Source organism: Methylobacterium fujisawaense, from assembly GCF_039619325.1.
Lineage (GTDB): Bacteria > Pseudomonadota > Alphaproteobacteria > Rhizobiales > Beijerinckiaceae > Methylobacterium > Methylobacterium fujisawaense.
The window spans coordinates 5,116,783-5,143,738 of the sequence record NZ_CP155000.1 but is presented as its reverse complement, the minus strand read 5'-3'; the positions used below and the strand labels follow the sequence as shown (position 1 = coordinate 5,143,738).

The window sequence follows — 26,956 nt, the reverse complement described above, 5'->3', positions numbered from 1 at the left end:
TGCCCACGCGTTCGCAGGCGACGTGGGCCCGCACGGAGAAGGGAATCGGGATCCCCAGGCGTCCGACCCGAGATGCAAACAGCCGGCTTCCGGAAGCCGCCGGCAAGGCCGGCAGGAGAACCGGCCAGGAGCGACCTGCAGCCACGATCGTCGCGCCGCCTAGCGGAGTTCAGTTGGCCCTTTCTCCCAGCCTGTAGAACCTCGACCTCGTGCGCGCGTAACCCAAGTCCGGTTCGAGCGTGAACAGTTCGCTGGTTCTGCAGAGTTCTCCGTCCGGTATGACAGGATGACCGAGCACGATGCCGACGAGGTGTGGCGCGGGAGCCAAGCGAAGCCTCCATTCCATCAGGAGTGGCGCATCCCTCAAATCGTCGGCACCGGGATGGTGGCCGCCGGCGATGCGTTCGAGATCCTCCGCCAACCGACGATGGCGGGCAGCGATGCGGGCGAGTTCGGGAAAAGGGCCAGGACCCTTGTGCAGGACCGACATGATCGATGTCCTTCGTTCCGACACCGTGGTCGGATGGGGGGCGACAGAGCGCATCGAGGTCGGCAGGATCGCGCCTCCGAACGCGGCGATGCGACATCGGCCATCGTCGGCCGTCGTCGGGACGGATCGTGCGGCAACTGGGCCCCGATCCTCCCGCGCGCGCCCGAAACTCGCACGGGCGCGATTCCTTTGATCGCGGCTCGAACGACGTCACCGAGCGGTCCCGTCCGAAGCCAGCGCCGGATCCCGGCGTGCGACTGCCGATCGCCTTCGGCGACACGGACTTCCGGGCGGCTTCGAAACCGACCGCCTCGCCGGAGATCGCCTTTCATCGTTGAGTCCCGACCTTCCAGGTCGACAGCCCGGGAGCCGGAACGGAATCCGGATCGTCCCCGGACCGAGATACCGGAGCTTCGCCGACCGACCGAGCCGCCGCCGAACCTGCGACTTCGTCGTAACGGGCGCCGAAGACGTGATGCCGATTGAGCAGGCGCAGTACGAAGTGCGGCGACCTCTGCCGCAGATAGAACTCCTCTCTCGAGCGTCGGGCCCGTCCGCCGCGCGCAGTCAGGTAGGCGACGAGATCCTCGGTCGCCTGGGCCCGCATGAGTGCCGCGGCGAAGGTGAGCCGCGCCGACCGGATCTGCGCACCCTTTCCGAGCGACCTGTCCCGAGCGCAGCGCGCGATCGCAGTCCTGAGATCGGCCGCGCCAAGTGGTTGCTTCGCCGACAACATGAACAGGCCGTTCCCGCCGGTCGCATATTTCCGGCGGTCGCGCATGTACGCTTCCAGAACGTTCCGGACGGGCTTGAGCAGCGGAACCGTTCTGGCGGCGTCCCGGCCGTGGATCGAGCGGCGCGCACCGACCACGATCGTCGCGATGCCGGCTTCTGTCCCGAGATCGTGAGGGTGGACGGCGCATAGCTCGTCCGGTCCTGCCCCTGTTCCTATGGAGACGGCCAGAGCAGCCGCAAGACAGCGTTGCGCTGAGGGAGGAACGTCCGGTCGTGCATGGACGACAGGATCGATCAGCGCCAGAGCGGTCGCCCTGTCGAACGGCAGAGCCGCGAACGACGGGATCATGGCGTACGTCGCCGGTTCGGTCGCTTGGACATGCGCCAATCGCGCGTCCATCTGTCACCACGACCATTGGATCTGCCGGGGTCGCTCGGCACCCGTAATGTGACGGGAGCTGCGGATGCATTGCTCCGGCGGTCCGGCGACACCTGCCGCTTTCGATGAGCGAATGCGTCCACGACCAACTCGTGGGAGTCGAGCGTATGCGAACCGTAGACGTTCTCGAGAGTTTCCACCGTCATCGAGAGGTAGTCCGCCGCAACCCAGATCGGCACCCCCTCGTTTTTCATCCAGTGCGCGCAAGTGTGCCGGAGAGTATGAGGGGTGATGCGCTCGGGGTCCAGTCCGGCGTCTTTGACGATCTGCTTGAAGGTTATTTGAATGTACGCATTGTAACCTGTACCATTTTGCTGATGGACGATGTTCAGAAGATCGCGCTTGTCGTCGTTCTCCTGCCAACGACGTATATGTGCCTGAAGCGATGTTGGGATTCTGCAAGGATTGCGGCTTTTCGAGGTATCGGCCTCGCGATCACCTCTGCGAAACAATGTCCTCAGATCGCCTGAAACGTATCCGGCCGAGTCGTTTTTCTTCCAGCGCAATCGGAGCACCGAGTCGTGCCGTGTTCCGGTCCAAGCTGCCAGCAATATGAAACGGGCGATCCCGGCACGTCGGCGCCGTGTGTAGGGATCCTTGATGACGAGACGGCCGCGAGCGTCGCGAATCCAGTCGTCCGCCTCGGGATCCCAACGACGCCCACGGCACGCTAGGAGGAGGCGGGCGACCTCGTCGTAGGTCAACCACTCGTCCCTAGGCTGAGCTTTCGGCGGAAGCTCGGCCTGTCTGATCGCGGTTAGGTTCTTCTCGCGCGCATAGCGCTGGATCGCCGAGTTCAAAACCTCGAGCTCTCTGCGAGCCGACTGTGTTCCGGTTACGCGGATCTTGGAAGAATCGGACTCCTTCGTCTGATTCTTCCAGCGCACACCCGTTCTGATGTTGCGGTATTCAACACTGGATTGCGCCGTGACATCGGACAGGTACTTTCCGCTCCAGTATTTTCGAAGTTCGGAAATGCAGAACAGGAGGTTCGTGCGATTGCGGATCTCTGCATCCGTCGCGCCCGCCTTTTCAGGGTTGGACGCCTCCATGTGGTCGAGGATGTCGTCGAGGGGAATCTCATCCGCATTGGATGGCGCCGCCGCCGTTCGCGGCCCTTTCGCTTTGTCCACCTTGTACTCGGAAAGCAGAAGATCAGCCTTCGTACCGTCGGGGTCATGCGGATCCCAGAACAGGCCCAGACTGAGCTGATTTTTTCCGTCGATGATATACCACATCCACGTTGAAGAATCCTGTTCGTCGCGCTTGCGCAACCAGAGCCGCGCACCCGCCTGTTTCCTTCTTCCAGCCATGGCCCGATCCCTTGCTTCGGTCAGCGGAACATCAAGGTGCAGTCGTTCTCGAGATGTTAACGGGAAGATCTTCTATTCCCTCCGCCGGACCTCGCTTTGGAGTCTGGTTGATGAGACCATAGTCTCACTTCTAAAAGCCGGCGGTAGAGATTCAGCGCGACTTACCAGGATCGATGGAGCAGCTTCGGCTTGCGACCCCGGCGGCGGGCGACGGACGGCACCTCCGCCTCTCGATCCGATCGCGGGCTCCTTCGGTCGTCCATGCTTTCGGCCGATCCGCACGTGTCCTTCGCATCCCGACGAAGCTGCGGCTCGAGAAGCGAGCGGACCGCCGAAGGCGTCGTGTAGAGCCTGCCTGCGATCGAAGCGGATGCGAGTTGACCGAGACGGACCGCCGAACGAAGCGATTTGACCGTCAGCGGGCCGTTCGGGAAGAACAGAGCGCGCGCCTCTTCGAGGGTCACGATCTCGTCGTCGGCCCATTGATCGACCGCCGGCCTTCCGACGAGGCGTCGAAGAGGATCCGCACGGTCGTCGATCCGGCCGCGGCTTGGACGCTCATGCCGCTGGCCGCGGTCTGCGGCCCGAGGCCGGTCGCCTCCGAACGCGTCCGGATCCGGGCCGGGAGCTTCAGAGTTCATCGATCGGCATCCAGGTGAGACGCGCGGACGCGGACGCCCCGCCGGTGACGAAGGCGGTCGCTTCGCGTGCGCTGCGGAAAGTGACGAAGGCGGCGACGGTGAGGTACCGCGCGTCGTCGCCGGGCACGAGGACGCCGGATCCGATCAGTTCGATCCGCTTCTCCCGCAACCACTGCGTGTTCGCGCATACGTCCGCGACGATCCGCGAGCCGGGCAGAAGCACGGTTTCACCGCCGCGCATCGTCGCGGTCGCCAGCGCGCCCCGCCAACGCATCGTATGTGTGGTTCGGACGAGACCGAGGGGATCGAGGCCGCGCGGGGCCATGACCACACGCGCGCCGATCGGCGCCTTCACCGGTTCGACCGCCGCGACGAGTCCCGGCATCGCCATGTCGAGGAGCGGGCGTAGATCTTCGGTCACCTGCGCCGCCGTGGCGATGTCGTGTTCCGTGGCCGTGAACCTCTCCGCGTCCTGCCTGTTCGCAATCGTCGCGAAACCATGGTTGGCGATCTCGTCGACGAACGCGCGCTGGAGGATCAGTCGAACGGTCTCGTTCATGATGCGCGGCCCGGTCGCGACGCACGCGTCCCAAACGAAATCGAGCGTCGGGTCAGCGGCGTGTGCGGCGAGACGCTCTTGAAGCATGCCCGATTCGCCGACTACAGCTCTGAGCTTCGTCGATTGCGGTGCCGGCATCCCGACCAGGATGTACAAGCCGGGACCAAGCATTGCAGGAAGGTCCAGCAGACGATCCATCGACCATATCGGACATGCATGGAGCGCGACGCCCGATGAGACGAACTCGAGTGAGACGTACCCTTCGTCCCGTGTGCCGGCCATCATTCCTCGGAACGGACGCGGACGTTTCTCCAGCATCGCGATTCCTCCTGCACATCATGTTGGGAGTCGCGATCGGTTCGTCGCGACGATCGCGCTACTTGGATCGGAAGGACCGACCGGTCGGCGACGCACCTCCGGTCGTCGACCGCATCGAGGACCGGCGGGTCGCGTCGCCGATCATCGGAACGTCAGCGGAGAAACTCCTCGACTTCGACCGAGGCGAGCGACCTTCGCGATTCGAGCATCTCGGCCAGTTCCAGGAGTCGTTCACGTCGGGTCCCCAGGAGGGCCAGCGCGGACTTCGCCGCCGACCGCAGCGCCCTCTCGACGAGAGTCCCCACCGCAGGGTCGACCATGCGTCCGCCATCCGCCGACAGCCGCCGGTCCAAACCCCAGCGGACGTGCATGTCGCGCGCGAGCGTCGTTGCGGCGAGGAGATCCGCCTCGGCTCCGGCGGAAGGGTCGCCGAACGCGAGTATCTCGGCCGCACGTCCCGCCATGAGAACGATGAGCATGTTCCGGAGCACGTGTCGGGTCACGACCCCGGGGGGCGCAAAGCCCATGTAGCCGCCCCCCCCGTGTCCGGGCGAGCGCAGGACCAGATCGCCGATCGACAGGCCGAGCGACCGCGCGGCTACGGCATGCCCGCATTCGTGGATCGCCACCCGTCTCTCGTCCTCGACTCGTGCGCGTCCGGCTGAGCCTGCGATCTCCACGAGGATATCGTTCTCGACGAGAGGCCGTCCGGCGCGGCGGGCCCGGCCTCTGGCGCGCCGCACCCAGGCGGCGCAGTCGGCGCCGGTTCCGCCCAACGCCTTTCGGGCAATGGGCCGAAGATCGGAGGCGACGAGATCCGATCCGAGATGGTGGCGCAGGATGGCGGGCAGTTCCTCGAGGGCGGGCCGGGCGATCGCGATCACCCGATCGAATCGTCCCGCTCTCAGGATCGCGGGATCGATCTGAGTGGCGTCGTTGGTCGCGCCGATCATCAGCACGCCGGCCCGGCCGCCATCGCCGTCGAGACATTCCAGGAAGCCGTTGATGACCTGGACCCCGTAGCTGCGGTTGTAATCCGCGAGTTTGCGGCGATCTCCGAAAGAGTCGAGCTCGTCGACGAGCGCGACGCAAGGCGCCATTTTTCGCGCCTCGCGGAAGAAGCCGATCATCGCCTTTAGCGTGGTCCCAAGGTGCGCTTCGCCTTCCGCCTGCCACTGTGCCAACGAACCTGCGATGAAAGGTACATCCGCTTCTCTCGCCAGTGCCGATGCGAAAATGGTCTTGCCGACGCCCGGCGGGCCGCTCAGTAGCGCACCGGGCTCGCAATCCGCCCAGGGCAGCTCACCTCTGCCGAACGCCGCCAGATCTGCCGCTGCAGCGATCCCCCATTCGGCCGCAGCGCCGTAACCCGATAGATGCGACAGACGCGGCGTAGGAGCGGCCGGCGGCTTCGAAACTCTGCGTTCCACGATCGCCCTGAGCCGGTCGATGGACCCGTCCGCTCCCCGGGAGGCATGCAGCGCGATCCGGAGATCCGTCGCGTCGACCCGCGCCGCGATCGAAGCAGGAACGGTCGTCTTCGGATCCGACCCGACGATCCGGGCTGCAATCATGGTCAAATCGTCGGGCTCGAGCGGGCCGAGCGGGATCCGCTCCTCCCACGATCGTTCCACTTCGAAGGGCAGCCGTGATCGGCCGGGGGCCGCGACGCAGATCAAGGCTTGGAAGTTCCGAAACGCTCGTCCGACGTCGACGCCCGGCGTCTCGGCTCTGATCCGAACGTCGTCGGACCGCCCCTTCACGACCACCGCCTGGCCGGCACTTCGCTGCATGCCGGGCGTTCGCTTCCATAGCGTGGATCCGGACCCGAAACCTCGTACGAGGACGTTCGTCATCGGTTCGAGCCAGCTGTCGTCGGGGCAATCCACGATGAGTACCGGCGAGCGCTCCCGGATCCGATCCAGTATCGCGGGGTCCCGCTCGATGGCGCGACCGAACAGGATCGCCGCTGCGATTTCGGCCGGGTCGTCGGGTAGGTGGGACGAAGAGGCACCCGGCTCGGCCTCGTCCGGGTCGACATCGACCGCTCGACGGCTAGAGTCGAGAAGCCGAAGCATCGCGAGGATGCCTGACGGGCGATCTTCCGCGAAGGCGACGCTTGTCGTCGGCCCGCCTTCCGCGGGCCGCTGCGTGCCCTTCGAACGGCCGAGGGACGGGATCGGACCCTGGCCGCTCATCTCGTTCCCCCGGTCGTTCCGACGAGTCCGGGACACGCGATTCCGATGAGAAAGAGGTGACGGCGGGCTTCGCGTGCGCGCTCCACCTCCCCGGCTGGAAAGTTGCATGACCACGGCGCGGCGGTTCGAACCTGCGTTCCGCCGTGCCGCAGCGCGTCCTCGATGCCGGCGACGGCCAGGGCCCGGCGCTGTGCCGAGAGAGGCAGCCCGCCCACCCAAACAACCTGCCGCTTCTCGGATGGATCCTGTCCGTGGTCTGCGCGCCTCTGATCGTCGAGCCGAAGTCGTGCCATGCTCACATCGATCGTAGGACGGCCGTTCGGATCCAGGCTGTGCACCAGCTGAAGCGTACCGCTTTCTGGAGGGCACAGACCGCACAGCAGGTCGAGATCGGCGAACCCGCTCCGAGCCACCCAGGCACAGCTCGCCCGGTCCTCGATTCTGATCGCGAAGCGCCCGAACACGTCACCGGCGAAAATGAATCGCTGGCCGTGAGGCCGCGCGTCGTGCGCACCGGCGGCTTCCGACCAGGGGCGCCCGATCTCGAAAGCATGACGCATCGCTAGTCTCGCCGCCGTGGCAGGCGTGAGGACCCGGCTTCGGGCGAGAGCCGACAACATGTCCACCGTCTCGTCGGCCACGCCGGTCAGATCGCGAAGTTCGATGGAGAGAGGCTGGCGCCCGGATACGGACTGCCGGCGCCGAAGTGCGGACGCCAGCTTCCGTGCCATGGTCGCGACTCTTCCTCGGTCGTTCGTGAGTCGTGGCATCGGTCGTCCGGTCGGGAACACGACGACGTTCTCGTTCCGCATGAGGCACCTGTCGGGTCCGGAAAGGTTCGATAGCGTTCGCGCGCCAGGATCGAAGCAAGCCGCTCGAAGGACGACGAAAGGGTCAGTCCAGGGAACGGGACGGCGAGAGGCTTCGCGGGTCGCGTCTGCACCCGGCCAAGCGGAGCAAGCCCCTTCCCGTGACGAGCACGACGCGTCGGCCGATACGGCGGGCGTCGCGCTTGACCGCGATCAGCCGACGTCTCAGATCCGGCCGCCGCCAGACGCGACCGGCCGCCGCCAGGACGATCACAGTTCCTTGGGCGCGCCGGACTGTTGCGTGCGCCAAGCCGTGGTCGGCGAGCTTCCTGTAGGATTGGATGTCCTCCAACCCCCTGGGAAGGACGGACAGGACGTCGTCGCGCGATCTCGCGACGATCTCGAGTTCGCGGGCCAATCGGATGCGCTCGCCCGCGATGCGGATGCTGCGACACAGGCTGTCATGGATGCCGCCGACGATGGCGTCACCAGATCCGGTGTACGACTTCGACATGGCACAATCTCCCGATCCGCCGAAGGAGCGGAGGAACAAGGCTGCCAAGTTTCGGGGTGCCGTCGCTTCCTCTCGCCTGCGGCGCCAAGGAAGCGCGTCGTCTTCGACAAGCATCGAAGGAATCGCCGTAGCAACGGCGTGGACCCATTTCGACGGACTTGCAGGTCGGCCAAAGATCAGGTCTTCTGGACAGACGCCTTCCGCAATTGGCGTTCCGGCTCCGTCTTCCAGCGATTCGCAGGCTGCACCAGAGATGCGTCCGCGTCAAGTATCTTCCGCGGCCAAAGTGGAAGCTTCGCAGATCCGAGGCGCCAGGGCGATGCTCGGCTGGACACAGAAGGAGCTCGCCGTCCGCTCCGGCGTCGCCAAGAGAAGTATCGCCGGACTGGAACTCGGTACCAGCACACCGAAGCCCGAAACCCTCGAGCGTTTGGTTGCCACGCTTTCGGCCGGCGGCATAGAATTCCGGAACGCCGACGCCGACGGTGTCGGCATCAAGCTTTTCAAAACTTCGAAGTTCGCCCACGGATCGAAGCCGCGGTTCGACGAGATGAAGGGCTGAGGTGATTTCGGTGTGGAATGCACCGGAATTTTCTCACCGCTCTCTGAACTGTCTCGTGTCGCCTGAGGCTGCGCGAGCGGCCAGTCGAGGAGCTTCGGCCTGAGGTGCAGCCCCAGACGACATCCCTCGTACCGTGCCCGCCTCGCGGTTGGCGGGCGCGCGGGGCCCCGAGCGAGCTCCGGATGGGGGCGGCATTCGCCGAGAGCCGCCGCTTTGATCCTCCGGTGAGCCTCCGCCCATCCGCACGCACGCTGGGGCAGCGCCGCTGTGGGCCAACTCCGATCCTTTCATAAACCGGAGGCGACTTCGTGCGTGCAGGACGGCAGGACGTCCATGATCCCGCGCGCGGCGGCCGATCAACGCCGCGCATTTCGTGCCGGCTGGGCAACCGCCGCGGCGAGCATCGGAAAGTGAATATGAAAGAAAACGCTATGTTCCTTTGAGGCCGAAGTATCGCGTCTGCGGCCGAAGTGCAGGCTCTCAAGGCGGCACCGCAGGAGGCGAAGGCTGTGCTGGACAAATTGAGCCGGTTCCTGCTCGCCTGCAGCCAGGATCCAGGATCGGCCACGCTCACGCACTACATCGTCGCGCAAGCGCTGCAGTTTCCCAACCTCGCGCGGCTCGCCTACGAGGAAGGATGGTTGGGTGGCGTGCGCGCGGTTGCACCGCTCCTGGAGGTCATGGCCGCACGGGGCCAGATCGCCGTCGACGACGTCGAGATCGCCGCGGACCTGTTCCTCAACCTTGTGCCCGGACGCAGTTCCAAGCAGGCGCTGTACGGCATCCAGGGCGACCCGGAGGCGCAGGAGAAGCGCTGTCGGGCAGCCGTCGCGCTCTTTCTCGCGGGCGTTCGCCCGCAGCGACAGGGACGGCCGCGACGAGCCGGAGTTCCGTCCCAGGCGGAACCGACGTGAACAGTCGCGTTCGTGAGCCGGTTCCGATCTGACCGCCAGCCCGTATCGACGGGTTTCAAGCTTCGCGCGAACAAATCGACCCGAGCCGTGTCGACAAACGTTAAAGGTCGGCGTTCGTGGTGATCTCGGCCTCTGCACGCGGGGCGGCATGCAGGGTACGCGGCGCGGTCGAGGTCTGGGCTGTCGGCGGAGTTCGTTGCCCGTTGCTCGCGCGGCCTCAGGCGCGGCGAGACAATCCGGAGGCCGGTCCGGTGCAGCTCATGCTTTCGGCAGGAATCCAGACAGCCGATCGGAACGGTGAGGACCGGTACAATTCGTCAGATCCTTCAGAGACCAACTCCCGCGTCCGAGTCATCGGCTTTACTCCTCTGGTATAGTTCGTTCACCCAGGGTGATTGTTGATTTTCTTGAAATATCAACCCAAGCTCTTTCCGTGGTCGGGTAACTCCCACATAGAACAGGCGGCGAGTCTCACGCAGGGCTCCGGCGGTCCTTTTGTCGCGTTCACTGGGAAAGTCTCGTGCATTCACGCCATACATGACTACGGCATCGAACTCCCTTCCCTTGACGCTGTGCAACGTGCTCAGATTGACGCGACCGGTTCCGCCCACGCGGCCGGCGAAATGGCCGAGCGGCATATCGAGACTCGAAGCCGGATCGGTGTTGGCGATCATCTCGACGCAGACATCCCACTCCTGCTCCGAATTACGGCCAATTGACCGCCAAGAGGATATCAGCTCGCGATCGAAGCGTTGCAGCCAAGCATGCGTGCCGTCGACATGTCCTATCGTCGATTGAAGGAAGCCGATGAGTTGCTCCGACAGAAATCGCTCTTCATCGGCGGTGGCGTGCCTGCCGAAGACGAGCAGCGATGCTCGATAGATCAGACGACTGTATCGCGGGTCCGCATCCCGCCAGCCCCCGACGACCCAGCGCGCACAGTCCTCGATGAAGCGAGCGAGACGCGAGCTACGTCGTACGAGCGCATTTCCATCCGTCCGCACGAAGGGAATGTCGGCTTGCTTCAGGGCGTCCGCGACTTTGTCGCCGAGGTATGCGGCTCGGTACAGCACGGCGATTTCGTCGAGCGGAATGCCTTTTTCCACGAGCTTGGGAACAACCGTCTCGGCGATCGCCCGCGCTTGCATATCGAGGCCCTGGGTCGTCGACCAGAAGGTGAGCTCGCCTTCGGGCGCGCCTGCACGTTCCCGGTAATCGCGCTCCTCGCCCAACGCGCCTAGGGAGGCGCGGACGATCTTCCTGCCGGACCGATAGTTGAAGCGCAATCTGATCGTTCGCACATCCGGTCGTTCGGTCAGGCCCTCGAGCAGTTCCGGGTTCGCTCCCGTGAAACCATATATCGACTGGTCCGCGTCGCCGACCGCGAACAATCGGATGCCTCCGCCGAAGCACGACAGGAGAACGAGCTCGTGCAGTGCATGGCCGAGATCCTGATATTCGTCGACGAACAGGATGGGAAAGCGGGCGCGAAGCGCGTCGCGTATCCAGTCATGCTCCTTGATCATGCGATAGGCCAGTAGTGGCATGTCATCGAAATCGATCAAGCCTTGCTGCCGAAGCTTGAACTCGTATGCTTCGATGAACATCGCGAGCTCCGGATTGCGTCCCCGCCACTCCGGTCGGGTGCGATCCACGTCCCGACGACGCTTCTCCGAGGCGAAGCTCCATCGGCGATGAGGGTCGTCCGTGCCGGCGATCGCGACCGCGTAGGCGGCTTCCACCGACGCGCGCATCTCGGCGCGCTTCGCGACCCGGAAATCGGCGGGCAGTCCGATCGGCACGCATCGGGCGTACGGCGCGATCACCTGGCTAAGCGCAAAGCCGTGAACCGTACCGACGAAGACGCGGTCGCCAGCTTCCATGCCGAGGCGCGCCAGCCGCATTTCGAGCTCAATCGCGCATTCGTTGTTGTAGGTGATGCATGCCACGCCGCGTGGTTCAACCACGTCCTCCGCCAGCGCGCGCGCCATTGCGGTAGTCAGCGTCTTGGTCTTTCCGCTGCCTGGGCCCGCCAGCACCACGCAATGCCCGGTCTCGCGTACGGCCGCCGACTGCTCCGGATTCGCGGCGAGTTCCTCGAGCGCCTGAAGAAGCAACCGACTACTGGACACGGCCGGCCACGAAGCGGATTGCATCGGTGATGTAGTCGGGTGGAGCCAGACCAACCGCCTTTTTCGCGAGCTTCGCGCTCAGCCGGCCTTTACCGATGTCCGCCACCATGGCCAGCAGCTGCGACGCGTCGACGGGGGCCGAGCCTGCCCTCCAGTTCGCTATGCGGGTGCTTCGGGTGGATCCGAAGCCCTGCTCATCGAGGATGTCGAGGAGAGGCTTCAGCAGCGACGGCGTATTCGCGACGGAGACTTCAAATGTCTGCTCGTTGAGAAAGATGCCGGCACCGGCCCAGGTCGATGCGAACGACACGAACTGGAGCGCCTCCCACGCTGTCCGCTGCGCGGGATGGATGGGCGGCTGCCCACGCACCTTCAGCACATCGCTCCAGAGATCGATCACACGCTTTTTTCCGAGCGGTTGTTTGGCACCATCCAAAGGATCCCAGTCGGTAATCACCGCGTAGGGCATGCCCAGAGCTTCGGCGAGCTTGACGTATGGACCGAAGTTCGTGCCGGCGACGTTGCACACCGTGATGCCGAGATCATCCAATACTTGTCCGAGAGCCGAGGCGAACACGGGAACCAGCGCCTCCTCGGCGTCGCCTTCGACGAATATCACGCCGCGGGCGAAGAGCAGCTCCGCTCGCGTGGCATCGAGGTAGTTCTCGAGATCGTCCAACTCGTCGGACGTCACCGGCAGGTTGGCAAGGGAGAATGCCTGCGTCGACCGGTTCCGTCCTTTCAGCTGGATGATCGACCGCAGCGGCGTGACCGCGGCGAGCGTCGGGGAATGGCTGGTGACGATCAATGCCTGTGCGGCATCCGCAGAAGCGAACAGCTTCTTGAAGACGGACCGCTGCAGCTGCGGGTGAAGGTGCGCCTCCGGTTCCTCGATGCACAGCAGGGAGAAGTTGCGCTCGTTCTTCCTCCGGCGCCATGCGAATTCGGCCAGCTTCAACGCCAGCAGGGCGACGTTGGCTGATCCAAGACTCGCCTCCGCGATGCCGCGCTTGCCGCCGTCGATGAACATCGCGATCGCCCGGAACAGTCGCAGCGGGTCGGACGGCGCGAATCCCAGACGTGGATCGATATCATGCGCTTCGCCGGAGAGATGAAGGATGCCGGCGCGCAGCTCGTTCTCCAGCACCTTGATCGTCGGAAACGCCTCCAGCGTCTTCGTGGCCTTGTCGAGATCGGCCGCGACCGCGGCGAGATCCTCGCGGGTCACGCTCGAAATCGCGTCCTCAAGAAGGGGGCGCAGTGGCGAACCTCTCCATGTGCCGAGATGCCCTTCGGCATCGCGCAACGCGTCGAGCACGTCGATTGCGATCCGGCGTCGAACCTTGCTGGGCACCGGCCGGGACTCCTCGCCGCCGCCGAACACGACAAATTCGAAGTCGTCGCTCGACTGCGGAATTCCAGCGACGTCGGCCTTCTTCCGGAAGATGTAGCTGAGTCGCGCAATCGTCGGATCGCCGGCGACACGATACTCCGTCAATAAGGCGAGCAGACCGAAATCGGTCGTGAATTCCGCGAAATCCAGATGGATTTCGATCGGACTGCCGTAGTCGGGCGCCGCACCATCCCAGAAGTCCGACATCTTGAGCTGACGCGCCGAGTCCGGAAGCGTAGGATCGAGAACCAAGCGTATCGCGAACAGGAGATTGCTCTTTCCGATGCGGTTTTCCCCCAGGATAACGATGTTTCCCGAGAGAGGGATATCGACCTGTAGAAAATTTCTGAAATTTCTTATGCTGAAATTACTCAACAGCATCCGCTTAGATCCGATTCTCTAAAGTGAAATAATTCAAGAGTAAGATCAGTAACCTAGAGCAGTCGCTTCCACAATAGGAAAAGACCACGGACCCGCTTGAAATACCTTCGGGTTTCCGACGCGTGCCTGATCTTTGCTGCGATGATATCCGGGATCGAGAGGCGCCGGGCCAGCGCTTCGTAGATATCCATTCCGTCTGCGAGAATGATCTTCCTGACTGTGAACGCCTGCAGACCGACTTCGGTGAATCCCGCGAAGCTAACGAAAAGACCGCGCGTCCATTTCGGACGTTCGTTCACCTTACCTTGAAAACCGCGCAAAGTACTGGCGTCGGTCTTCACGCGGTGCCACTTCGCCTCGAGCAGATACGTGTTGCCATTCAACTGGAACGAACCGTCGATCTGCTCGCCGACAACGGTGAAACCTCCGCGCGCATCCATGTCCCATGCGTTGTAGAGGTCCGTAAGTAGCCGCTCGAAATGGCGCCCTCGGGCCTGAGGATCATCCGACAATTCGTGAAGAGCAAGAAAGCGCTCCTCAAGTCGTCGCAACTCCTGCTCGTTCGAACGTAGTGCTTTCCGAGTGTTCGGCGGATTCGGATCGACGCCGCTCCGAACGATTTCGTAATCTGGAAGTAGAGGTCCGCCCAATCGCTCCACGATTAGGCTTAGACGCCGATGTGCATCGACGGCCATCTCGATCTGCTGGCTAGCGACTCGCTTCGTCTCACAGTATTCCCATAACGCGGCCAGTGCTCTTACGATCGCCCGCGGTTGCCCGACCGTCAAGAATGCGCGGAGGCGTTTACCCTTGCTGCCGCCATAGATCGCGTAGGCGCCATCATCGATATCGACCCCGACCTCCCGGTTGAAGAAATCCGCGAAAGTGTTGTTGGTAAAATCAACCACGTAGCCCGAGCTCATGCCGAACAGCTCGTCGACGAGAATTAGTTCGATTGGTCGAAGCTGCTCCATCCGTTCGACTATCCGCATGTTCGTGTGCAGCCCTGCTCCGTTCCGCGCTGTTCGCGGGACCTCCTTGCTGCGTCCGAGCCTGTGCGAACGGCCGGGCGACGCGCTTCGGCCGCAGACGCGGATTCGGGTGGCACACCGCGTAACCTGACGAGCTTGCGGCGCAAAGGGTTCGAGACCCCGAAGCGAGCCTCCGACGCGAGCGGTGCACAAGGAGTGTCGCTTCCGCCTCCCGACGGGCGGCGCCCGCTCCGACGTACATCCCGGAAGCCTGGTCGAGCGAGGCGCGTTCTACCGCTCTCCGGATTTCTGCGTGGAATGCATGAGCCGCTCCGAACCTGCCTTCGGACTGCCTCGCCTCGCATGAGATCGCGCGAGCGGCAGGGCCACGCGTTCGGTACCGCGCAGTTCATCGGCCGGCCCGGCTACCAGCGGAAGTCGGGAAAGCGGATTGTCAAAATCCGACAACGGACCGGGCGCTGTCAGCCTCCGAAAAGATTTCCGGCCCGGTCCCTGCCCGACGTCTCGCGATGAGGGGGCAGAAATCGCGAGACACGGCGGAGTGGCACAGGCTCCGAATTCGGCCCGCACCGATGACGAAAGGTGTTCAGTTCGCGCTATACGGCCAATGCAGCTCGGAGTTCGCGACACCTGCCACTTCGATCTCGTGTGCCAGCGCCTCATCACAATGGACCCGACCTCGCGGCGACAAACTAGCATACTGCGCCAACGAACTCGCTGGATGCGCCGGCTACGCGAGTTGGCAAGATGCGCCTGAACGTCCGTGTGTGGACGCCCCATCGGATTCAAGGGGGTGTTTGAGAGATCTGTGCGCGCAGGTTCAGGTGCTTCCGTGTGTCCGGCCTTTCGATGCAGCCATCCTCACGGCTGCTGGCCTGTATGGAGATCGCGGATCGGGTCCAAGTCGCTTTGGCGCGCTCGAGGCGCTTGGACGTTCACTGGTTTTCCCGACCCCGTCTTCTGACCGTTGCGCCATACCTCTCGCCTGACCTTCCCTGCCTCCCTGACGCCTCAGGCCGTGGCGGTCACGCCGTGGCCGGAGCTCTGTAGGAGCCGCCGCGGGCCATCAACGCCCAGACGATCCTCGCCATCTTGTTCGCCAGGGCGACGGTGATCAGCATGCGCGGCTTGCGCGACAGCATACCGGCCAACCACGCCCCAGCTTTGTCGGGAGCGCGCGCCGCGACCTTGGTCGCAGAACTCGCGCCCAGGATCAGCAACCGTCGCAAGCTGCGCTCGCCCATCTTAGTCGTTCGCCCCAGCCGCTCCTTGCCGCCGCTGGAGTGCTGCCGCGGGACGAGGCCGAGCCAGGCCGCAAAGTCGCGCCCGCGGCGGAAGGTACTGGCGGCCGGTGCCAGTGCCACCAGTGCGGTCGCGACCACCGGGCCGATACCCGGTACCGTCATCAGCCGCTTAGCCACGGCATCGTCCTTCGCACGCTGGGCGATCGCGCGGTCGAGGCGCGCGATCTGCGCTTGGAGCGCTTGCAGGCTGTCCGCGATGACGGCCAGGACCGGCCGTGCCTCGGCCGGAACGTCAGATGTGGGGTCGCGGACGATCGCGACGAGCTGGCCAACGTGCCCGGCCCCCTGGCGAACGACGTATCCAAACTCGGTGAGGTGCCCGCGCAGCGCGTTGATCAACTGGGTCCGCTGACGCACGAGCAGGTCGCGCGTACGGAACACCACTGCCGCAGCTTGAGCCTGCGCGCTCTTGCCCTGGACGAACCGCATCGTCGGGCGCTGCGCCGCCTCGCAAATCGCTTCCGCGTCGGCCATGTCGTTCTTCTGCCGCTTCACAAACGGCTTCACGTAGGCTGGTGGGATGAGCCGCGTGTCGTGACCTGCCACGGCTATCTCGCGCGCCCAGTAATGAGCACTGGCGCACGCCTCCATCGCGACCACGCATCGCGGAAGTGTCGAGAAGAACGCCAGCACCTGATCACGCCGCAGCTTCTTGCGGAACACGACTGCGCCACTCGGACCGGAGCCGTGAACTTGGAAAACCGATTTGGCCAGATCGATTCCGACCGTGCTAACCTCGCCCATGGACGCCTCCTGCAGTGGTGTCACAACACCTCCACTCTGGCACGCCGATGCCGTCAGGGGGCGTCCACCCCAACGCTCCCGGGAACGGCAAGGACCCGCTTCGACCGCGAGATCGGCCGGAGAGCGGCTCCACGTGCACCCGCGCCGCCTCACGAAGGTGGCGAAGCGGATTCGATCTTCCGGAGAATTTCGGGCAACGAAACCGGCCTGAAATTCCAAACGTCCACTCCGACGTCGCAGGTGGCTGGCAGGTTCGGCAAGGCTCCGTGGCTATGTCCATGCAAAGCCAGAGATCCGCGGCGGGATCCCCTCCACCCGCGCAATGCGTAATGGAACAGGACCAGCAGGCGGCCATTCGCGTCGATCTCGGCGTAGTGCTGCACCGAAGCCCAAGGCAGCGCCAGGGTTCTTCCACGGTCGTGGTTGCCGCGCACCAGATGGATCGCCCGACCGTGTAGGCGACCGAAGATCTCCGCCTGCCGATTGGGACCACAGCGGTAGGCGAAGTCGCCCAGATGCCAGACTTCGTCGCGGTCCTCGACGACGGCGTTCCAGCGTTCGATCATCGCCTCGTCCATCTCGGCCACGTCGGCGAATGGACGATGGCAGAAGCGGATGATGTTGGCGTGGCCGAAATGGTGATCTGCCGTGAACCAGAGGGTCATGGCTCCCTCCCCCATGCGCCTGCTGAGTCGCGATCGGCGCCCACTTAGAAAACCAGATTTTCTGATAATCTTCCATCCGGTCTAGCTGGCTGGTCGGCTTTCTCGATCCCGCCGACGGGCCAATGCCCAAGACCCTCAGAAGCGCACGTCATCGAAGATTGATCGAACTGCTCGTCGAAGCTCGTGAGCGATCAGGCCTGACTCAAAGCGAGCTCGCCTCGCGACTTGGCCGATATCAATCGGTCGTCGCCGCGATCGAAGGAGGGGGAAGGCGGATCGATCTGGTCGAGTTTCTCGAGATCGCGGACGCGTTGGAAATCGACGCGACGGTGGTCCTGAAGGCAGTTCGCGCGATCTCCCCCTGACGTCGGTTCAGCCCGACCAATCCTCGTCGAGGAACCCCAGGCCGGCGAAGGGCGGCTCGGGTTTGCAGCGATCGTATCGATTGCGACGGTCGCTGCGACGGCACCAGCGCCCATCGCGGATTCCGTCATTGTAGCTGGCGACAGGCTACGGCCGCACGGCTAGGATCCTCTCCATGACTGCGCCGATGGATGAATTCTCACCTCTCACGATCGCAGGCTACGCCTCGCTCGCCTCGTCCACCGACCAGCGAAGCGACGGTGGCTCGCTGGCGTTCCCTCTGCTCGGGCTCTTCGGGGAAACGGGCAGCCTTCTCAGCGAAGTCAAAAAGAAGCAACGTGATCGGGCCTCGTATCTCGGATACGCCAGCGCCGTCGTCGAAGAACTCGGCGATGTCCTCTGGTACGTGACCGCGGTCGCTTCACGCGGCGGACTCCGATTGGAGGAGATCTTCGCAAGCCCGACCCAGACCGGTGCGGCGACCTTCGCATCCCTCCAGCCCGCGATCATGCCGCATCAGGACGCGCCGAACGCGGCTTTCGAAAGGACGCTTCTCCAGCTTGCCAGCGAGGTCGGTGTGCTGCTCGCCGACCAGCACGAGGAGCGGCTCGGACAAGGCGATCTGCTTGCGGATCGGTTGAGATCGATCACACGGTCCCTGGTCGAGGCCGCCACCGAAGCGGGAGTGACGCTCGAGGCGGCGGCAGTGAAGAACCTGGAGAAGATCTTCGACAGGTGGCCGCACGAGCGCATCTATCCGGTGCCCCTCGATGCGCAGTCCGATCCGGCGGAGCAGCTGCCGCGAGACCTGTACGTCGACATCTTCGAGCGCGACGTCCGCGAGCGCAAATTCGTCTACCAGCGTTGCAACGGCATCAACATCGGCGACCGGCTGACGGACAACGCCATGCTTCAGGACGACTACCGCTTCCACGACGTCTTCCACTACGCCTACGTCGCCGTGCTCGGCTGGTCGCCGGTCGTCCGGGCCCTGCTCCGGGTGAAGCGCAAGAGCGCGCCGAAAGTGGACGAAGCGCAGGACGGCGCACGGGCGATCCTGATCGAGGAGGGGATCACGACCTGGATCTTCGGGCAGGCAGTGGACCTGGAATTGTTCGCCGGCGCTCGGCCCGGCGACATCCCGTTCGACCTCCTGAAGCACGTCCGCCAGTTCGCGGCGGGCTACGAGGCGGAGCGCTGCCCGCTTTGGATGTGGGAAGAAGCCATTCTTCAGGGCTATGCGGCTTTCCGCTTCCTGCGCGAACATCGGCGCGGGCGTATCCACATCGACATGGTCAACCACCGCCTCTCGATCGAGCACCTGCTTTGAGAACGCCCGCATCCTTCGCTGCAGCGCTCGCCGAAGTTCGGCTGCCCTCGGTCTTCAATCCGTACGGAGACGTCTGCCCGGAACATGATCGCGCCGATGCCGCCACCGTGCGTCGACGCAATCTCACGCGCTGCCTGGAAGCGGCGCTCGACGCCAACGTCGATACGATCTGGATCGCCCGCGACCTCGGATATCGCGGCGGCCGCCGGACCGGATTGCCCCTGACGGACGAGGTCCATCTCGAGCCGGCCGGCGCCCTTATGGGCGGCATCGACCTCAAGCGCGCCACCCGCGGTCCCGTCGTCGCCGAGCGCACCGCGGCGATCATCTGGCGTGTTCTCGCCCGGATAGGCGAGCCTGCGATCCTATGGAACGTCTTCCCGCTCCACCCACACGAGCCGAAGAACCCGTTCTCGAACCGATGCCACACCCGCGCCGAGCGCGACGCCACGTGGTGCCTCATGGAGGCCTTGATCGCGATGGTCGCGCCCAAGCGCATCGTCGCGATCGGGCGCGATGCGGCTCTGGCTCTTTCTGGTATCGACATCCCGCTCTCAGTCGTCCGCCACCCGAGCTACGGCGGACAGGCGGAGTTCATCTCTGGCGTGCATTCGCTCTACGGTGTCGCCCAGACGACCAAGGAGCGGCCGACGCCTGCGAGCCTGCCCTTCTGAACACGCATGCGGGCCTTGCGGAAGGGCTCCGGCGACTCCGTCCGAGACGATCGGCGGCGACGGGACGAACGTGGTCGCGGCGCCCCCTCGATCCGGCATCGGTCAGGCCGCGTATTTCTGGCCGGCATCCCGGACTCGGCTTAGAAGGGTCTTGATGTCGTTGCGACGGGTGCCCTTCGGCAAATCGACCTCAGCACGCGTGGAGACGATCGTGAGTTCGCCGAGATCGAGGCCCGTCTCACGGCAGACGAAATCCATCAGACGCCCAAGGCCGATGAGGTTTCCGAGCAATTTTTCAACGTAGAAGTGGTTACGATACATCGCCGTAAGCCCAAGCTTCTTTCCGCTGTTCTTCGCTCCGGGCACCACCTTGAAACTCAGGAAGCTGAGACATTGTCCTCCGTAGGGTGAATTGTCGACGTCGCGTGCCGCATCGAACAATGGAAGCTCGAATTTGTTGAGGGATTTGACTTTTTTGTCGTTGATCCGTCCGACGATATCCCAAAGCTGATTCGGGCTCTTCCCTTCCGGCACCGAAACGTCGATCATCCGCTCGAAGTAGTAGCCAGACCACCGCTCGTTGCGCCGAACCCTTCTCAACACCCGTTCCTGGAAGACGTCGAAGAAGGCCGGGGCACCGTATCGGTGGTAAAGACTGGCAGGGAAGATCGTGTTCGCCACGGTCCCGACCGCCTGTTGACCCTGTTGGCGGAGGAAGTCATCGACCAGAGCGACGCCTGGATCCTGCAGCGTCGTGTTCCTCGTCGGGTCCGCGATGTCGAGGACGACGTTGTAGGCGCAGTGGCTCGGCTGCGCTTCGACCATCCGTACGGCCTCGCGCCAAGCGCTGATGCAGTCAGGCTGCTGGGGGATCGGGAGATACAACGACATCCTCCGTCAGTTTCGCGGCAGCGTAGATGCGCGGGGCGATAAACGTCTCGGTGAGCCAAGCGTGGCCTCGCTTGCCCCACTTCGCGCCCCAGCTGTTCCGCACCAGGATCGCACGATGGCCGCCGGCCTTTCCGTGGCCGACGGCGACCACGGCGTGACGGCGCTGCGGCTCCGGCGTTTCGCCGGTGGCGGGATGGATCATGCCGTCCGCATCCGGTCGAAAGAAGGAGCGGGAAAGCTGGATCAGGACGATGACCGGCTGGCCGCGCTCGATCTCGCCCACGATGATGTCGAAGGCGACCGGGCGACGTTCGGATCCGCGTCTGAACAGAAGGCCGACGTCGCCCGGCGGGACCCAGGACGCAGCATCGACCGGCGTCGCCGGAAGGTAGGGCCAACCGCCCTCCTCCGGCTGCCCGTCCTCACGCAGTACGTCCAGCATGGACGCCAGCGTCGCTCCTTCATCCGGACCGAAACCCATGCGCGTCTGAGCCCGATGAAACGCGTACTCGGACGAAAGGGGGAGCCATCCGGGCCGAACCCCGGCATGGGTGTCGCTCGCAGCAAACGCGAGACAGGTCGGCCGGGGGCCCTGATCGCGCGCATGACCGAAGCGCGGCCGCAGGTCTACGAAAACCTCGACGCCGCTCATGCCGCCTCAAGCAAGCTCCGCCGCTCGGCACGAGAGAGGCCTTCCTCCTCGGGGCCGGTCAGGTCCATCTCGACGTCCAATTTGGTTAGGAGCGCGTCGGGATCCCAGGGCCGAAACTCGGCGAGTTCGATCAGTCCGCGGAAGTCGTCCGGCGGCGCGGCCGTGACGCGCCGAAGCACGTTGTCGCCGACGCTGTCTTCGGGTGGCTCCGACAATTCGTCCCCGACGATCGCGAAGCCGCTGTCTTTGAGCTGATCGATGTCCCACAGATATCCGCCGCCGCTGTGCTCCTTCAGGCGGAGCACGAAGATGTCGTTGCGGCTTCCATCGATGCGGGTTCCGGCGTCGCGTTCCGTGAGAAGCCAGACGTCGCCTCGATAGTCGTCTGGGCGGTAGGGATCCAGAAGCTCGGCCTTGAGTTCCCGCGGTTTCGTCTCGAGGAGCGCGTCGACGTGTCCGGAGGTGATCAGACGATGCCTCGCGAGCGTGTAGCAGGTCGCCGCGTAGCTGGCGCCCAGACGCAGAGAAAGCTGGTAGACGCGATCGGGTCGGACGAAGTCCCTCGCCGTCCAGCCCTGACGCGATGCGTGTGCGAAGAAGAGCCAACGCGGCATCATGAACTCGACCGCGAAGGCATCCGCTTCGACCTCCTGGAATTTCGGCGCCCTCTCACCAGCCATCGGCATGCGCCGCAGAATTCCCTCGTCGTCGAGACTGGGCTCGTGCCCAAGGGAGAAGTGCCCGAGCTCGTGGGCTGCCGTGAAGCGCTGGATGCTCATGGCGCGCTGTGTGGTCACGAGGATTCCCGGAGCCGGATCGTTCAGATAGGCTCCGAGGAGTCCCTGCAGAGGACGCAGAAGGAGTGGCAGGTCGAGCGCTCCGATCGATCCGAATACGTCGACATTGCCCCCATGCGCTTCGACCCGTGATCGTATGCCGAGATCCCGATGAAGCCGCGCGGCGGCCTGTGTACCGGCCCGGACCGCTCCTGCGTAGGTTGTCGCGACCATCGCTCAGCCTCGATCCGGCCGCGCTCTGACCCGCAGGTACTCCGCGAAGCGACCGAGCTCCTCTCTGTCCTTCTCCGAGAGCGCCGCCGCCTGCCGCGCCAAGTGGGCGACGTCGATCGGCAGTTGTGAGGAGGCCTCGTCTTCTCCGGTGAAGTAGCCCACAGGTTGGCGGTAGAGTCTGGCCAAACGCGTCAGCTCGATGGCTTCCACACGGCGCTGGCCACTCTCGATATCGGTCAAGGCAGTGCGCGGGATCTTGAGGTAGTTCGCCACCTCCTCCTGCTTCAGACCGAGATACTTCCTGGCCTCTTTCAGCCGATCGCCCAGCTTCCTGCGTTCCTCCTCGTCGCTGCCCGGAGGGCTCGAGGCTTGGTTCACGTCTTCACTCCGTTGATCTTGGCCCAGTGCTTCTCGATCCGTGGAACAAGCTGTTCCAACGCCTGCTCCACCGACGTGAAGCCACCCGCGCGTACGACGGTATCCGGCAGGTTGCAGCCGACGACACTTTCGACCGCCGTGAGCAGCGAGACGACCACCAGGGAGTCGATCTGAAACTTCGTCGTGGCGATCGCCGCCGGCGTGGGCGGCAGGGCGTCGCCTTTCACGGCCGCCTCCGATTTGACCGCCTCGATCAGCTCGTCGCGTAGGCACTTCTCGACTTCGGCCGTCGGGAAGGACGACACGGATGGAGCGGGGAACGTGGCGAGCGTCATGGCCTGTCGAAATCCGTGACTTTCCAAGAACAATAATGTCGAATTTTTCGACATGCAAGCGGCGATCAGGATGCGACCTGAAACGGCTGCGGACGCCCTGCAAAAGCGTTGGACGACCGATCGCGGCCAAGCGTATCGGAAATGCCGCATCCGATTTCGGACCGGTGGCACGACGCCGATCCGTACCTTCCATGGCCTCGCGATAGGTTGCCGAGGAAGTTACGGACAAGGAAGACGCCGGACCCAAGCCCGAACGGATCAGTCACCCGACGTGCCGAACCCGCGATCATCCGGCCTCGGGACTAGAACGCCACGCGGCCCTGCAACTGGTCGCGCCGTGTCCCGCCCTGCTGACCGCGGCGATGGCACGACGACCGATCTCGGTCGACGGTGCTGCCTCAGGCGACGCATCGCACACCCGGCCCGCCTCGCGACGAGCGGCAGGTCGATACGCGATGCGAGATCCGGATGCGGGCGAAGGACGCCGTGCGACGCTTCGGCCCGTTGGTGGATCGACCCGATCCGCACGTGAGCCGAGAAGGCACCCCCATCAAAAGGGTGTTTCGATTTTTTCGTGGGCCGACGGCGACCTCGTGCGCGTAAGAACGGCAGGACCTCCTCGATGTCCCACCGAGTGACCGCGCCCGGCGCGCGATCTCGGCCGCCGATGTGCCCGTGTCGAGTGCATAGGAAGCACCGGCCCACTTTTGAACCGCGTTCGCCGTCGGGCGGAGGAGGCGCCCGCATGGACCGCGGAGCACCGAAGGAACCAGCGTACCCTGGATCGGCATAGCCGCGGACGACGTCTGGAACGTCGAACGCCTCCGACCCTGGATATCGCCGATCGACGAGCGGCACACCCGCCTGGACCGAAGGCAGTGGATTTCTGAGCAGGTCGGAAGGAATGCGCAGGTCCCGTGTCCCGCACCTAGGTCGAGATCGAGCTACGAAGGCGCCTAAGGCGTCGGGAGATCCAGCGCGGCCGAAACCGGAAAATCGGAGTGAGCCGTCGCTTGCCCATTCCTTCGGGAGCGGACCCACACGCGGGTCCCGCAGCGTGGCATACCCGGTGCCGCCTTGGTGCTGCCTGGAAAGCTGCAACGCCGGGGTGAGGTGTTGCAACGATCCTGCAAGTACTTGCAATAATTGAAGTTTTGGAGCGGGCGAAGGGATTCGAACCCTCGACCCCAACCTTGGCAAGGTTGTGCTCTACCCCTGAGCTACACCCGCTCACTAGTGCCGCGCCGCCTGGACTTTCGTGCCGGCGGCCCCCGGCGCGGCTCTCTAAACACCATTCCGGCGGACGACGCAAGCGCCCTTTTCGCGAACCGTGACGATTTACCAATTCGGGTCCGGCGGGAGGCCTTCCTTAATCTCGCGGAGCCGGGCGCGGGTCCCCCGGGTGGTGCCCTCGGGCAATGCGTCCAGCGGGAAGAAGGCGCATTCGGCGACCTCCCGGTCCGGCGCCTTGGGGCGCAGCACCGTGAAGGCCGGCAGGACGAACAATGCGACGTGATCGCGGGGGGCGGCCACCACATTCCGGTAGAGGGCGTGCAGGCGCGGCTCCCCCTGGGGCACGATCTCGGCCTCCTCGCGGAATTCCCGCACCATCGCGTCGCGCACGGCCTCGCCGCGCTCCACACCGCCGCCGGGCAGGTGCCAGCCGCTGACATAGGTGTGGCGCACGAGGGCCACACGCCCCGCCCCGTCCAGGGCGACGCCGCGCACGCCGAGGGTCATGCCCCGGGACGCGAGAGCCCCGAGGTGGAACAGGCGCCGCAGGAGCGGCCGGTCGAGGAGCATGCGGGTGCGCGGCTCAGACGACGTCGAGGGTGATCTCGCCGAGCCCGGCGATCGCCGCGACCATGCGCTGACCGCGCTGGACTGGGCCGACGCCGGCGGGCGTGCCGGTGAAGATCAGGTCGCCCGGTTGCAGGGCGAAGTAACCCGACAGGTAGGCGATCTGCTCGGCGACGGACCAGATCATGTCGGCCAGGTCGCCCTTCTGACGAATCTCGCCGTCCACCGACAGCGTGATCGCGCCCCGCGCCGGATGGCCGAAAACGGAGACCGGATGCAGCGCGCCGATCGGGCCGGACCCGTCGGCCGCCTTGGCGGTGTCCCAGGGCCGCGACATCTTCTTGGCCTCGTCCTGGACGTCGCGCCGGGTCATGTCGAGGCCGACCGCGTAGCCGTAGACGTGGTCGAGGGCGGTCTCCGCCGGGATGTCGCTGCCGCCGCTGGCGAGGGCCGCCACCATCTCGACCTCGAAATGGTAGTTGCCGGTCTTCGGGGGGTAGGCGTGAGGCGTCGGCTCGGAACCGACGATCTGCAGGGCGTCCGCGGGCTTCATGAAGAAGAACGGCGGCTCCCGGTCGGGGTCCGCCCCCATCTCGCGGGCATGGGCGGCGTAGTTGCGGCCGACGCAGTAGACGCGGCGCACGGGAAACAGGTCGCTGCTGCCCACGATGGGGAGCGCGATGCGTTGCGGGTTCTGGATGACGGAGAGCATCTCTGCCTCTGCGGTGGATCGTCCGGACGGCCCGGCGCGACGACGCCCGGGCCCTACATCATCGTTGTAAGGTCCGCACCGGCGCACGCCATACCGGAGCTTGCGTACCCCCGCCCCTGGCCTACAGAATCTTTGCGATGACCCCGACAGCCGCCCTCGACACCCTGCTGACCGCCCTGCGGGACGGGATCGGCGCGCGGCACGTGCTGACCGATCCGGACGCCCTGGCGCCCTACCTGACCGAGAGCCGGCGCCTGTTCACCGGATCGGCCCTCGCCGTGATGCGGCCCGGGAGCACCGAGGAGGTCGCCTTCGCGGTCCGCGCCTGCACGCAGGCCGGCATCGCGGTCGTGCCGCTCGGCGGCAATACCGGCCTGACGGGCGCCGGGGTGCCGCAAGGAGGCGTGGTGCTGTCCCTGGAGCGCATGACCCGGCTGCGGGCGGTCGATGCCGTGGATGCCACCATCACGGTGGAGGCCGGGATGATCCTGCAGGACGTGCAGGACGCGGCCGAGGCGGCCGGGATGCTGTTTCCGCTCTCCTATGCGTCCCGCGGCTCGGCCCGGATCGGAGGCGGCGTCAGCACCAATGCCGGCGGGATCGCGGTCCTCGCCTACGGCAACGCCCGCGACCTCGTCCTGGGGCTCGAGGTCGTGCTCGCGGACGGACGCGTCTGGAACGGGCTCAAGTCCCTGCGCAAGGACAATGCCGGCTATGACCTGAAGCAGCTCTTCATCGGCTCCGAAGGCACGCTGGGCATCGTCACCGCGGCCGTGCTGAAGCTGTTCCCGCGGCCGCGCTCCACGAGCGTCGCCTTTGTCGGGCTCGATTCGGCCAGGGCCGCCCTCGACCTGTTCGTATTCCTGCGGGCGCGGATGGACCGCGACCTGACGGCCTTCGAATACCTGCCGCCGTTCGCCCTGGAGATCGTGCTGCGCCACGTCCCGGGGACGGTGCAGCCGCTGGACGGCGCGCACGGCGCCTACGCGCTGATCGAGGTCGCGTCCGCGCGCCCGGATGCCGACACGCAGGCCGAGCTGGAATCCGCCCTCGGGCAGGCCCTGGCGGACGGGGTGATCGCGGACGCCACGATCGGCACCAGCGGCGCCCAGAACGCCGCGCTCTGGCGTCTGCGGGAGGGCGTTCCCGAGGCGCAGACCCGCGAAGGCGCGTCGATCAAGCACGACGTGTCGGTACCGCTGTCGCGGCTCCCCGCGTTCCTGGAGCAGGCGGACGCGGCCTGCACGTCTGAGATGCCCGGCCTGCGACCCTGCGGATTCGGCCATTTCGGCGACGGCAACATCCATTTCAACCTGTCCCAGCCGCCCGGCATGGCGGCGGTGGAGTTCCTGGCCGAATGGGGCCGGTTCAACCGGATCGTTCACGACATCGTGCACGACCTCGGCGGTTCCATCGCTGCCGAGCACGGGGTCGGCCTGATCAAACGCGAGGAGCTCGCCCGCTACGGGGATCCGGTCGGGCTCGACCTTATGCGGCGCCTCAAGGCCGCCCTCGACCCCGAGGACCTGCTCAACCCCGGCAAGGTCCTCATCCGGGACGACCGCGACGCTTCGACGGCGCGCTGAGGAATTTTGTGCATCGCGCCATAATTCGGCGCGGAGCCGGGTGCAGGACAGCAACGCCGCGCCGTCATCCGCCGGGGTGGCCCGCTGCGTTAAGCCGCTGCTAACGCTTCGGACAGACCCTC

26 protein-coding genes and 1 tRNA gene are annotated in these 26,956 nt (G+C 65.1%); 6 read left to right on the top strand and 21 right to left on the bottom strand.

All coding sequences use genetic code 11. From position 1 onward, the window contains the following. Positions 1–169: 169 nt before the first annotated feature. The 8 genes from ABC766_RS24370 to ABC766_RS24335 form a co-directional block, all read right to left on the bottom strand. Complete coding sequence (locus ABC766_RS24370; protein ID WP_081948535.1) at positions 170–490, bottom strand: DUF6634 family protein; 321 nt, start codon at positions 488–490, stop codon at positions 170–172. A 328-nt stretch (positions 491–818) separates the two neighbouring features. Beyond that, complete coding sequence (locus ABC766_RS24365) at positions 819–1,574, bottom strand: tyrosine-type recombinase/integrase (RefSeq protein WP_158713260.1); 756 nt, start codon at positions 1,572–1,574, stop codon at positions 819–821. After that, on the bottom strand, positions 1,571–2,977 hold the full coding sequence (locus tag ABC766_RS24360; protein WP_081948537.1) for a tyrosine-type recombinase/integrase: 1,407 nt from the start codon (positions 2,975–2,977) through the stop codon (positions 1,571–1,573). Before ABC766_RS24360 ends, ABC766_RS24365 begins: the two co-directional genes overlap by 4 nt. A gap of 161 nt (positions 2,978–3,138) precedes the next feature. Continuing rightward, positions 3,139–3,441: a hypothetical protein gene (locus ABC766_RS24355; protein ID WP_139239450.1), complete on the bottom strand. Its 303-nt coding sequence runs from the start codon at positions 3,439–3,441 to the stop codon at positions 3,139–3,141. 166 nt (positions 3,442–3,607) lie between these two features. Then, complete coding sequence (locus tag ABC766_RS24350) at positions 3,608–4,375, bottom strand: hypothetical protein (RefSeq protein ID WP_139239451.1); 768 nt, start codon at positions 4,373–4,375, stop codon at positions 3,608–3,610. Positions 4,376–4,647: 272 nt separating this feature from the next. Then, on the bottom strand, positions 4,648–6,693 hold the full coding sequence (locus tag ABC766_RS24345; RefSeq protein ID WP_051975897.1) for an AAA family ATPase: 2,046 nt from the start codon (positions 6,691–6,693) through the stop codon (positions 4,648–4,650). Continuing rightward, positions 6,690–7,424, bottom strand: a complete 735-nt coding sequence (locus ABC766_RS24340; RefSeq protein ID WP_043378406.1) for a hypothetical protein — start codon at positions 7,422–7,424, stop codon at positions 6,690–6,692. The genes ABC766_RS24345 and ABC766_RS24340 overlap by 4 nt, the downstream gene beginning before the upstream one ends. A 163-nt stretch (positions 7,425–7,587) precedes the next feature. Beyond that, entirely contained in the window at positions 7,588–8,016 is a 429-nt protein-coding gene (locus tag ABC766_RS24335) for a hypothetical protein (RefSeq protein WP_043378410.1), read from the bottom strand. On the opposite strand from ABC766_RS24335, the gene ABC766_RS24330 reads away from it, so the two are divergent. Together ABC766_RS24330 and ABC766_RS24325 are read left to right on the top strand one after the other, a co-directional pair. Next, positions 8,000–8,578 carry a helix-turn-helix domain-containing protein gene (locus tag ABC766_RS24330; protein WP_179239979.1) on the top strand — a complete coding sequence of 193 codons (579 nt, stop codon included), beginning with the start codon at positions 8,000–8,002 and terminating at the stop codon, positions 8,576–8,578. The genes ABC766_RS24335 and ABC766_RS24330 overlap by 17 nt on opposite strands. Before the next feature lie 470 nt (positions 8,579–9,048). Further along, on the top strand, positions 9,049–9,492 hold the full coding sequence (locus ABC766_RS24325) for a TetR/AcrR family transcriptional regulator C-terminal domain-containing protein (protein ID WP_051975898.1): 444 nt from the start codon (positions 9,049–9,051) through the stop codon (positions 9,490–9,492). A gap of 326 nt (positions 9,493–9,818) precedes the next feature. Here the strand turns inward: ABC766_RS24325 and ABC766_RS24320 are convergent, their stop codons facing one another. The 5 genes from ABC766_RS24320 to ABC766_RS24300 form a co-directional block, all read right to left on the bottom strand. Beyond that, entirely contained in the window at positions 9,819–11,648 is a 1,830-nt protein-coding gene (locus ABC766_RS24320) for an ATP-dependent helicase (protein ID WP_043378413.1), read from the bottom strand. After that, complete coding sequence (locus ABC766_RS24315; protein ID WP_043378416.1) at positions 11,614–13,398, bottom strand: ATP-dependent nuclease; 1,785 nt, start codon at positions 13,396–13,398, stop codon at positions 11,614–11,616. The genes ABC766_RS24320 and ABC766_RS24315 overlap by 35 nt, the downstream gene beginning before the upstream one ends. A gap of 53 nt (positions 13,399–13,451) precedes the next feature. Continuing rightward, positions 13,452–14,372 (bottom strand): restriction endonuclease, encoded by a 921-nt coding sequence (locus tag ABC766_RS24310; RefSeq protein WP_043378421.1) that lies wholly within the window; start codon positions 14,370–14,372, stop codon positions 13,452–13,454. A 1,043-nt stretch (positions 14,373–15,415) separates the two neighbouring features. Then, a complete protein-coding gene (locus ABC766_RS24305; RefSeq protein ID WP_043378424.1) occupies positions 15,416–16,438 on the bottom strand; it encodes an IS110 family transposase in 1,023 nt (340 codons plus the stop codon). Between the two features lie 149 nt (positions 16,439–16,587). Beyond that, the gene (locus ABC766_RS24300; RefSeq protein ID WP_043378427.1) at positions 16,588–17,103 is read right to left on the bottom strand and encodes a metallophosphoesterase family protein; all 516 of its coding nucleotides are present in this window, start codon (positions 17,101–17,103) and stop codon (positions 16,588–16,590) included. Positions 17,104–17,225: 122 nt separating this feature from the next. Between ABC766_RS24300 and ABC766_RS24295 the strand changes: the two genes are divergently transcribed. From ABC766_RS24295 to ABC766_RS24285, 3 genes are all read left to right on the top strand, one after another. Continuing rightward, the gene (locus ABC766_RS24295; protein WP_043378430.1) at positions 17,226–17,468 is read left to right on the top strand and encodes a helix-turn-helix domain-containing protein; all 243 of its coding nucleotides are present in this window, start codon (positions 17,226–17,228) and stop codon (positions 17,466–17,468) included. 173 nt (positions 17,469–17,641) lie between these two features. Next, positions 17,642–18,796, top strand: coding sequence for a nucleoside triphosphate pyrophosphohydrolase family protein (locus ABC766_RS24290; protein ID WP_230365903.1), 1,155 nt, complete (start codon positions 17,642–17,644; stop codon positions 18,794–18,796). 107 nt (positions 18,797–18,903) lie between these two features. After that, the gene (locus ABC766_RS24285) at positions 18,904–19,470 is read left to right on the top strand and encodes a uracil-DNA glycosylase (RefSeq protein WP_230365902.1); all 567 of its coding nucleotides are present in this window, start codon (positions 18,904–18,906) and stop codon (positions 19,468–19,470) included. Between the two features lie 102 nt (positions 19,471–19,572). Here ABC766_RS24285 and ABC766_RS24280 read toward each other — a convergent pair whose 3' ends face one another. From ABC766_RS24280 to ABC766_RS24245, 8 genes are all read right to left on the bottom strand, one after another. Then, entirely contained in the window at positions 19,573–20,355 is a 783-nt protein-coding gene (locus ABC766_RS24280; RefSeq protein WP_043378438.1) for a hypothetical protein, read from the bottom strand. After that, the gene (locus tag ABC766_RS24275) at positions 20,327–21,013 is read right to left on the bottom strand and encodes a C1 family peptidase (RefSeq protein ID WP_043378441.1); all 687 of its coding nucleotides are present in this window, start codon (positions 21,011–21,013) and stop codon (positions 20,327–20,329) included. Before ABC766_RS24275 ends, ABC766_RS24280 begins: the two co-directional genes overlap by 29 nt. Next, a complete protein-coding gene (locus ABC766_RS24270; RefSeq protein ID WP_081948541.1) occupies positions 21,010–22,023 on the bottom strand; it encodes an ImmA/IrrE family metallo-endopeptidase in 1,014 nt (337 codons plus the stop codon). The genes ABC766_RS24275 and ABC766_RS24270 overlap by 4 nt, the downstream gene beginning before the upstream one ends. A gap of 3 nt (positions 22,024–22,026) precedes the next feature. Further along, entirely contained in the window at positions 22,027–22,401 is a 375-nt protein-coding gene (locus tag ABC766_RS24265; RefSeq protein ID WP_043378444.1) for a helix-turn-helix domain-containing protein, read from the bottom strand. After that, positions 22,398–22,736, bottom strand: a complete 339-nt coding sequence (locus ABC766_RS24260) for a hypothetical protein (RefSeq protein ID WP_051975900.1) — start codon at positions 22,734–22,736, stop codon at positions 22,398–22,400. The genes ABC766_RS24265 and ABC766_RS24260 overlap by 4 nt, the downstream gene beginning before the upstream one ends. A gap of 1,155 nt (positions 22,737–23,891) precedes the next feature. Then, positions 23,892–23,966, bottom strand: a tRNA-Gly gene (locus tag ABC766_RS24255). 108 nt (positions 23,967–24,074) lie between these two features. After that, positions 24,075–24,539: an NUDIX domain-containing protein gene (locus ABC766_RS24250; RefSeq protein ID WP_342141524.1), complete on the bottom strand. Its 465-nt coding sequence runs from the start codon at positions 24,537–24,539 to the stop codon at positions 24,075–24,077. A 13-nt stretch (positions 24,540–24,552) separates the two neighbouring features. Then, positions 24,553–25,248, bottom strand: a complete 696-nt coding sequence (locus ABC766_RS24245; RefSeq protein ID WP_043758285.1) for a fumarylacetoacetate hydrolase family protein — start codon at positions 25,246–25,248, stop codon at positions 24,553–24,555. Between the two features lie 137 nt (positions 25,249–25,385). On the opposite strand from ABC766_RS24245, the gene ABC766_RS24240 reads away from it, so the two are divergent. Next, positions 25,386–26,834: an FAD-binding oxidoreductase gene (locus tag ABC766_RS24240; RefSeq protein ID WP_345819716.1), complete on the top strand. Its 1,449-nt coding sequence runs from the start codon at positions 25,386–25,388 to the stop codon at positions 26,832–26,834. Positions 26,835–26,956 lie beyond the last annotated feature (122 nt).

What these genes read in the sequence shown, in the direction of transcription:
- ABC766_RS24370 (WP_081948535.1), bottom strand. Translation starts at nt 490, where the DNA reads ATGTCGGTCCTGCACAAGGGTCCTGGCCCTTTTCCCGAACTCGCCCGC.
- ABC766_RS24365 (WP_158713260.1), bottom strand. Translation starts at nt 1,574, where the DNA reads ATGATCCCGTCGTTCGCGGCTCTGCCGTTCGACAGGGCGACCGCTCTG.
- ABC766_RS24360 (WP_081948537.1), bottom strand. Translation starts at nt 2,977, where the DNA reads ATGGCTGGAAGAAGGAAACAGGCGGGTGCGCGGCTCTGGTTGCGCAAG.
- ABC766_RS24350 (WP_139239451.1), bottom strand. Translation starts at nt 4,375, where the DNA reads ATGGATCGTCTGCTGGACCTTCCTGCAATGCTTGGTCCCGGCTTGTAC.
- ABC766_RS24345 (WP_051975897.1), bottom strand. Translation starts at nt 6,693, where the DNA reads ATGAGCGGCCAGGGTCCGATCCCGTCCCTCGGCCGTTCGAAGGGCACG.
- ABC766_RS24340 (WP_043378406.1), bottom strand. Translation starts at nt 7,424, where the DNA reads ATGGCACGGAAGCTGGCGTCCGCACTTCGGCGCCGGCAGTCCGTATCC.
- ABC766_RS24335 (WP_043378410.1), bottom strand. Translation starts at nt 8,016, where the DNA reads ATGTCGAAGTCGTACACCGGATCTGGTGACGCCATCGTCGGCGGCATC.
- ABC766_RS24320 (WP_043378413.1), bottom strand. Translation starts at nt 11,648, where the DNA reads ATGCAATCCGCTTCGTGGCCGGCCGTGTCCAGTAGTCGGTTGCTTCTT.
- ABC766_RS24315 (WP_043378416.1), bottom strand. Translation starts at nt 13,398, where the DNA reads ATGCTGTTGAGTAATTTCAGCATAAGAAATTTCAGAAATTTTCTACAG.
- ABC766_RS24310 (WP_043378421.1), bottom strand. Translation starts at nt 14,372, where the DNA reads ATGGAGCAGCTTCGACCAATCGAACTAATTCTCGTCGACGAGCTGTTC.
- ABC766_RS24305 (WP_043378424.1), bottom strand. Translation starts at nt 16,438, where the DNA reads ATGGGCGAGGTTAGCACGGTCGGAATCGATCTGGCCAAATCGGTTTTC.
- ABC766_RS24300 (WP_043378427.1), bottom strand. Translation starts at nt 17,103, where the DNA reads ATGACCCTCTGGTTCACGGCAGATCACCATTTCGGCCACGCCAACATC.
- ABC766_RS24295 (WP_043378430.1), top strand. Translation starts at nt 17,226, where the DNA reads ATGCCCAAGACCCTCAGAAGCGCACGTCATCGAAGATTGATCGAACTG.
- ABC766_RS24290 (WP_230365903.1), top strand. Translation starts at nt 17,642, where the DNA reads ATGACTGCGCCGATGGATGAATTCTCACCTCTCACGATCGCAGGCTAC.
- ABC766_RS24275 (WP_043378441.1), bottom strand. Translation starts at nt 21,013, where the DNA reads ATGAGCGGCGTCGAGGTTTTCGTAGACCTGCGGCCGCGCTTCGGTCAT.
- ABC766_RS24270 (WP_081948541.1), bottom strand. Translation starts at nt 22,023, where the DNA reads ATGGTCGCGACAACCTACGCAGGAGCGGTCCGGGCCGGTACACAGGCC.
- ABC766_RS24260 (WP_051975900.1), bottom strand. Translation starts at nt 22,736, where the DNA reads ATGACGCTCGCCACGTTCCCCGCTCCATCCGTGTCGTCCTTCCCGACG.
- ABC766_RS24250 (WP_342141524.1), bottom strand. Translation starts at nt 24,539, where the DNA reads ATGCTCCTCGACCGGCCGCTCCTGCGGCGCCTGTTCCACCTCGGGGCT.
- ABC766_RS24245 (WP_043758285.1), bottom strand. Translation starts at nt 25,248, where the DNA reads ATGCTCTCCGTCATCCAGAACCCGCAACGCATCGCGCTCCCCATCGTG.
- ABC766_RS24240 (WP_345819716.1), top strand. Translation starts at nt 25,386, where the DNA reads ATGACCCCGACAGCCGCCCTCGACACCCTGCTGACCGCCCTGCGGGAC.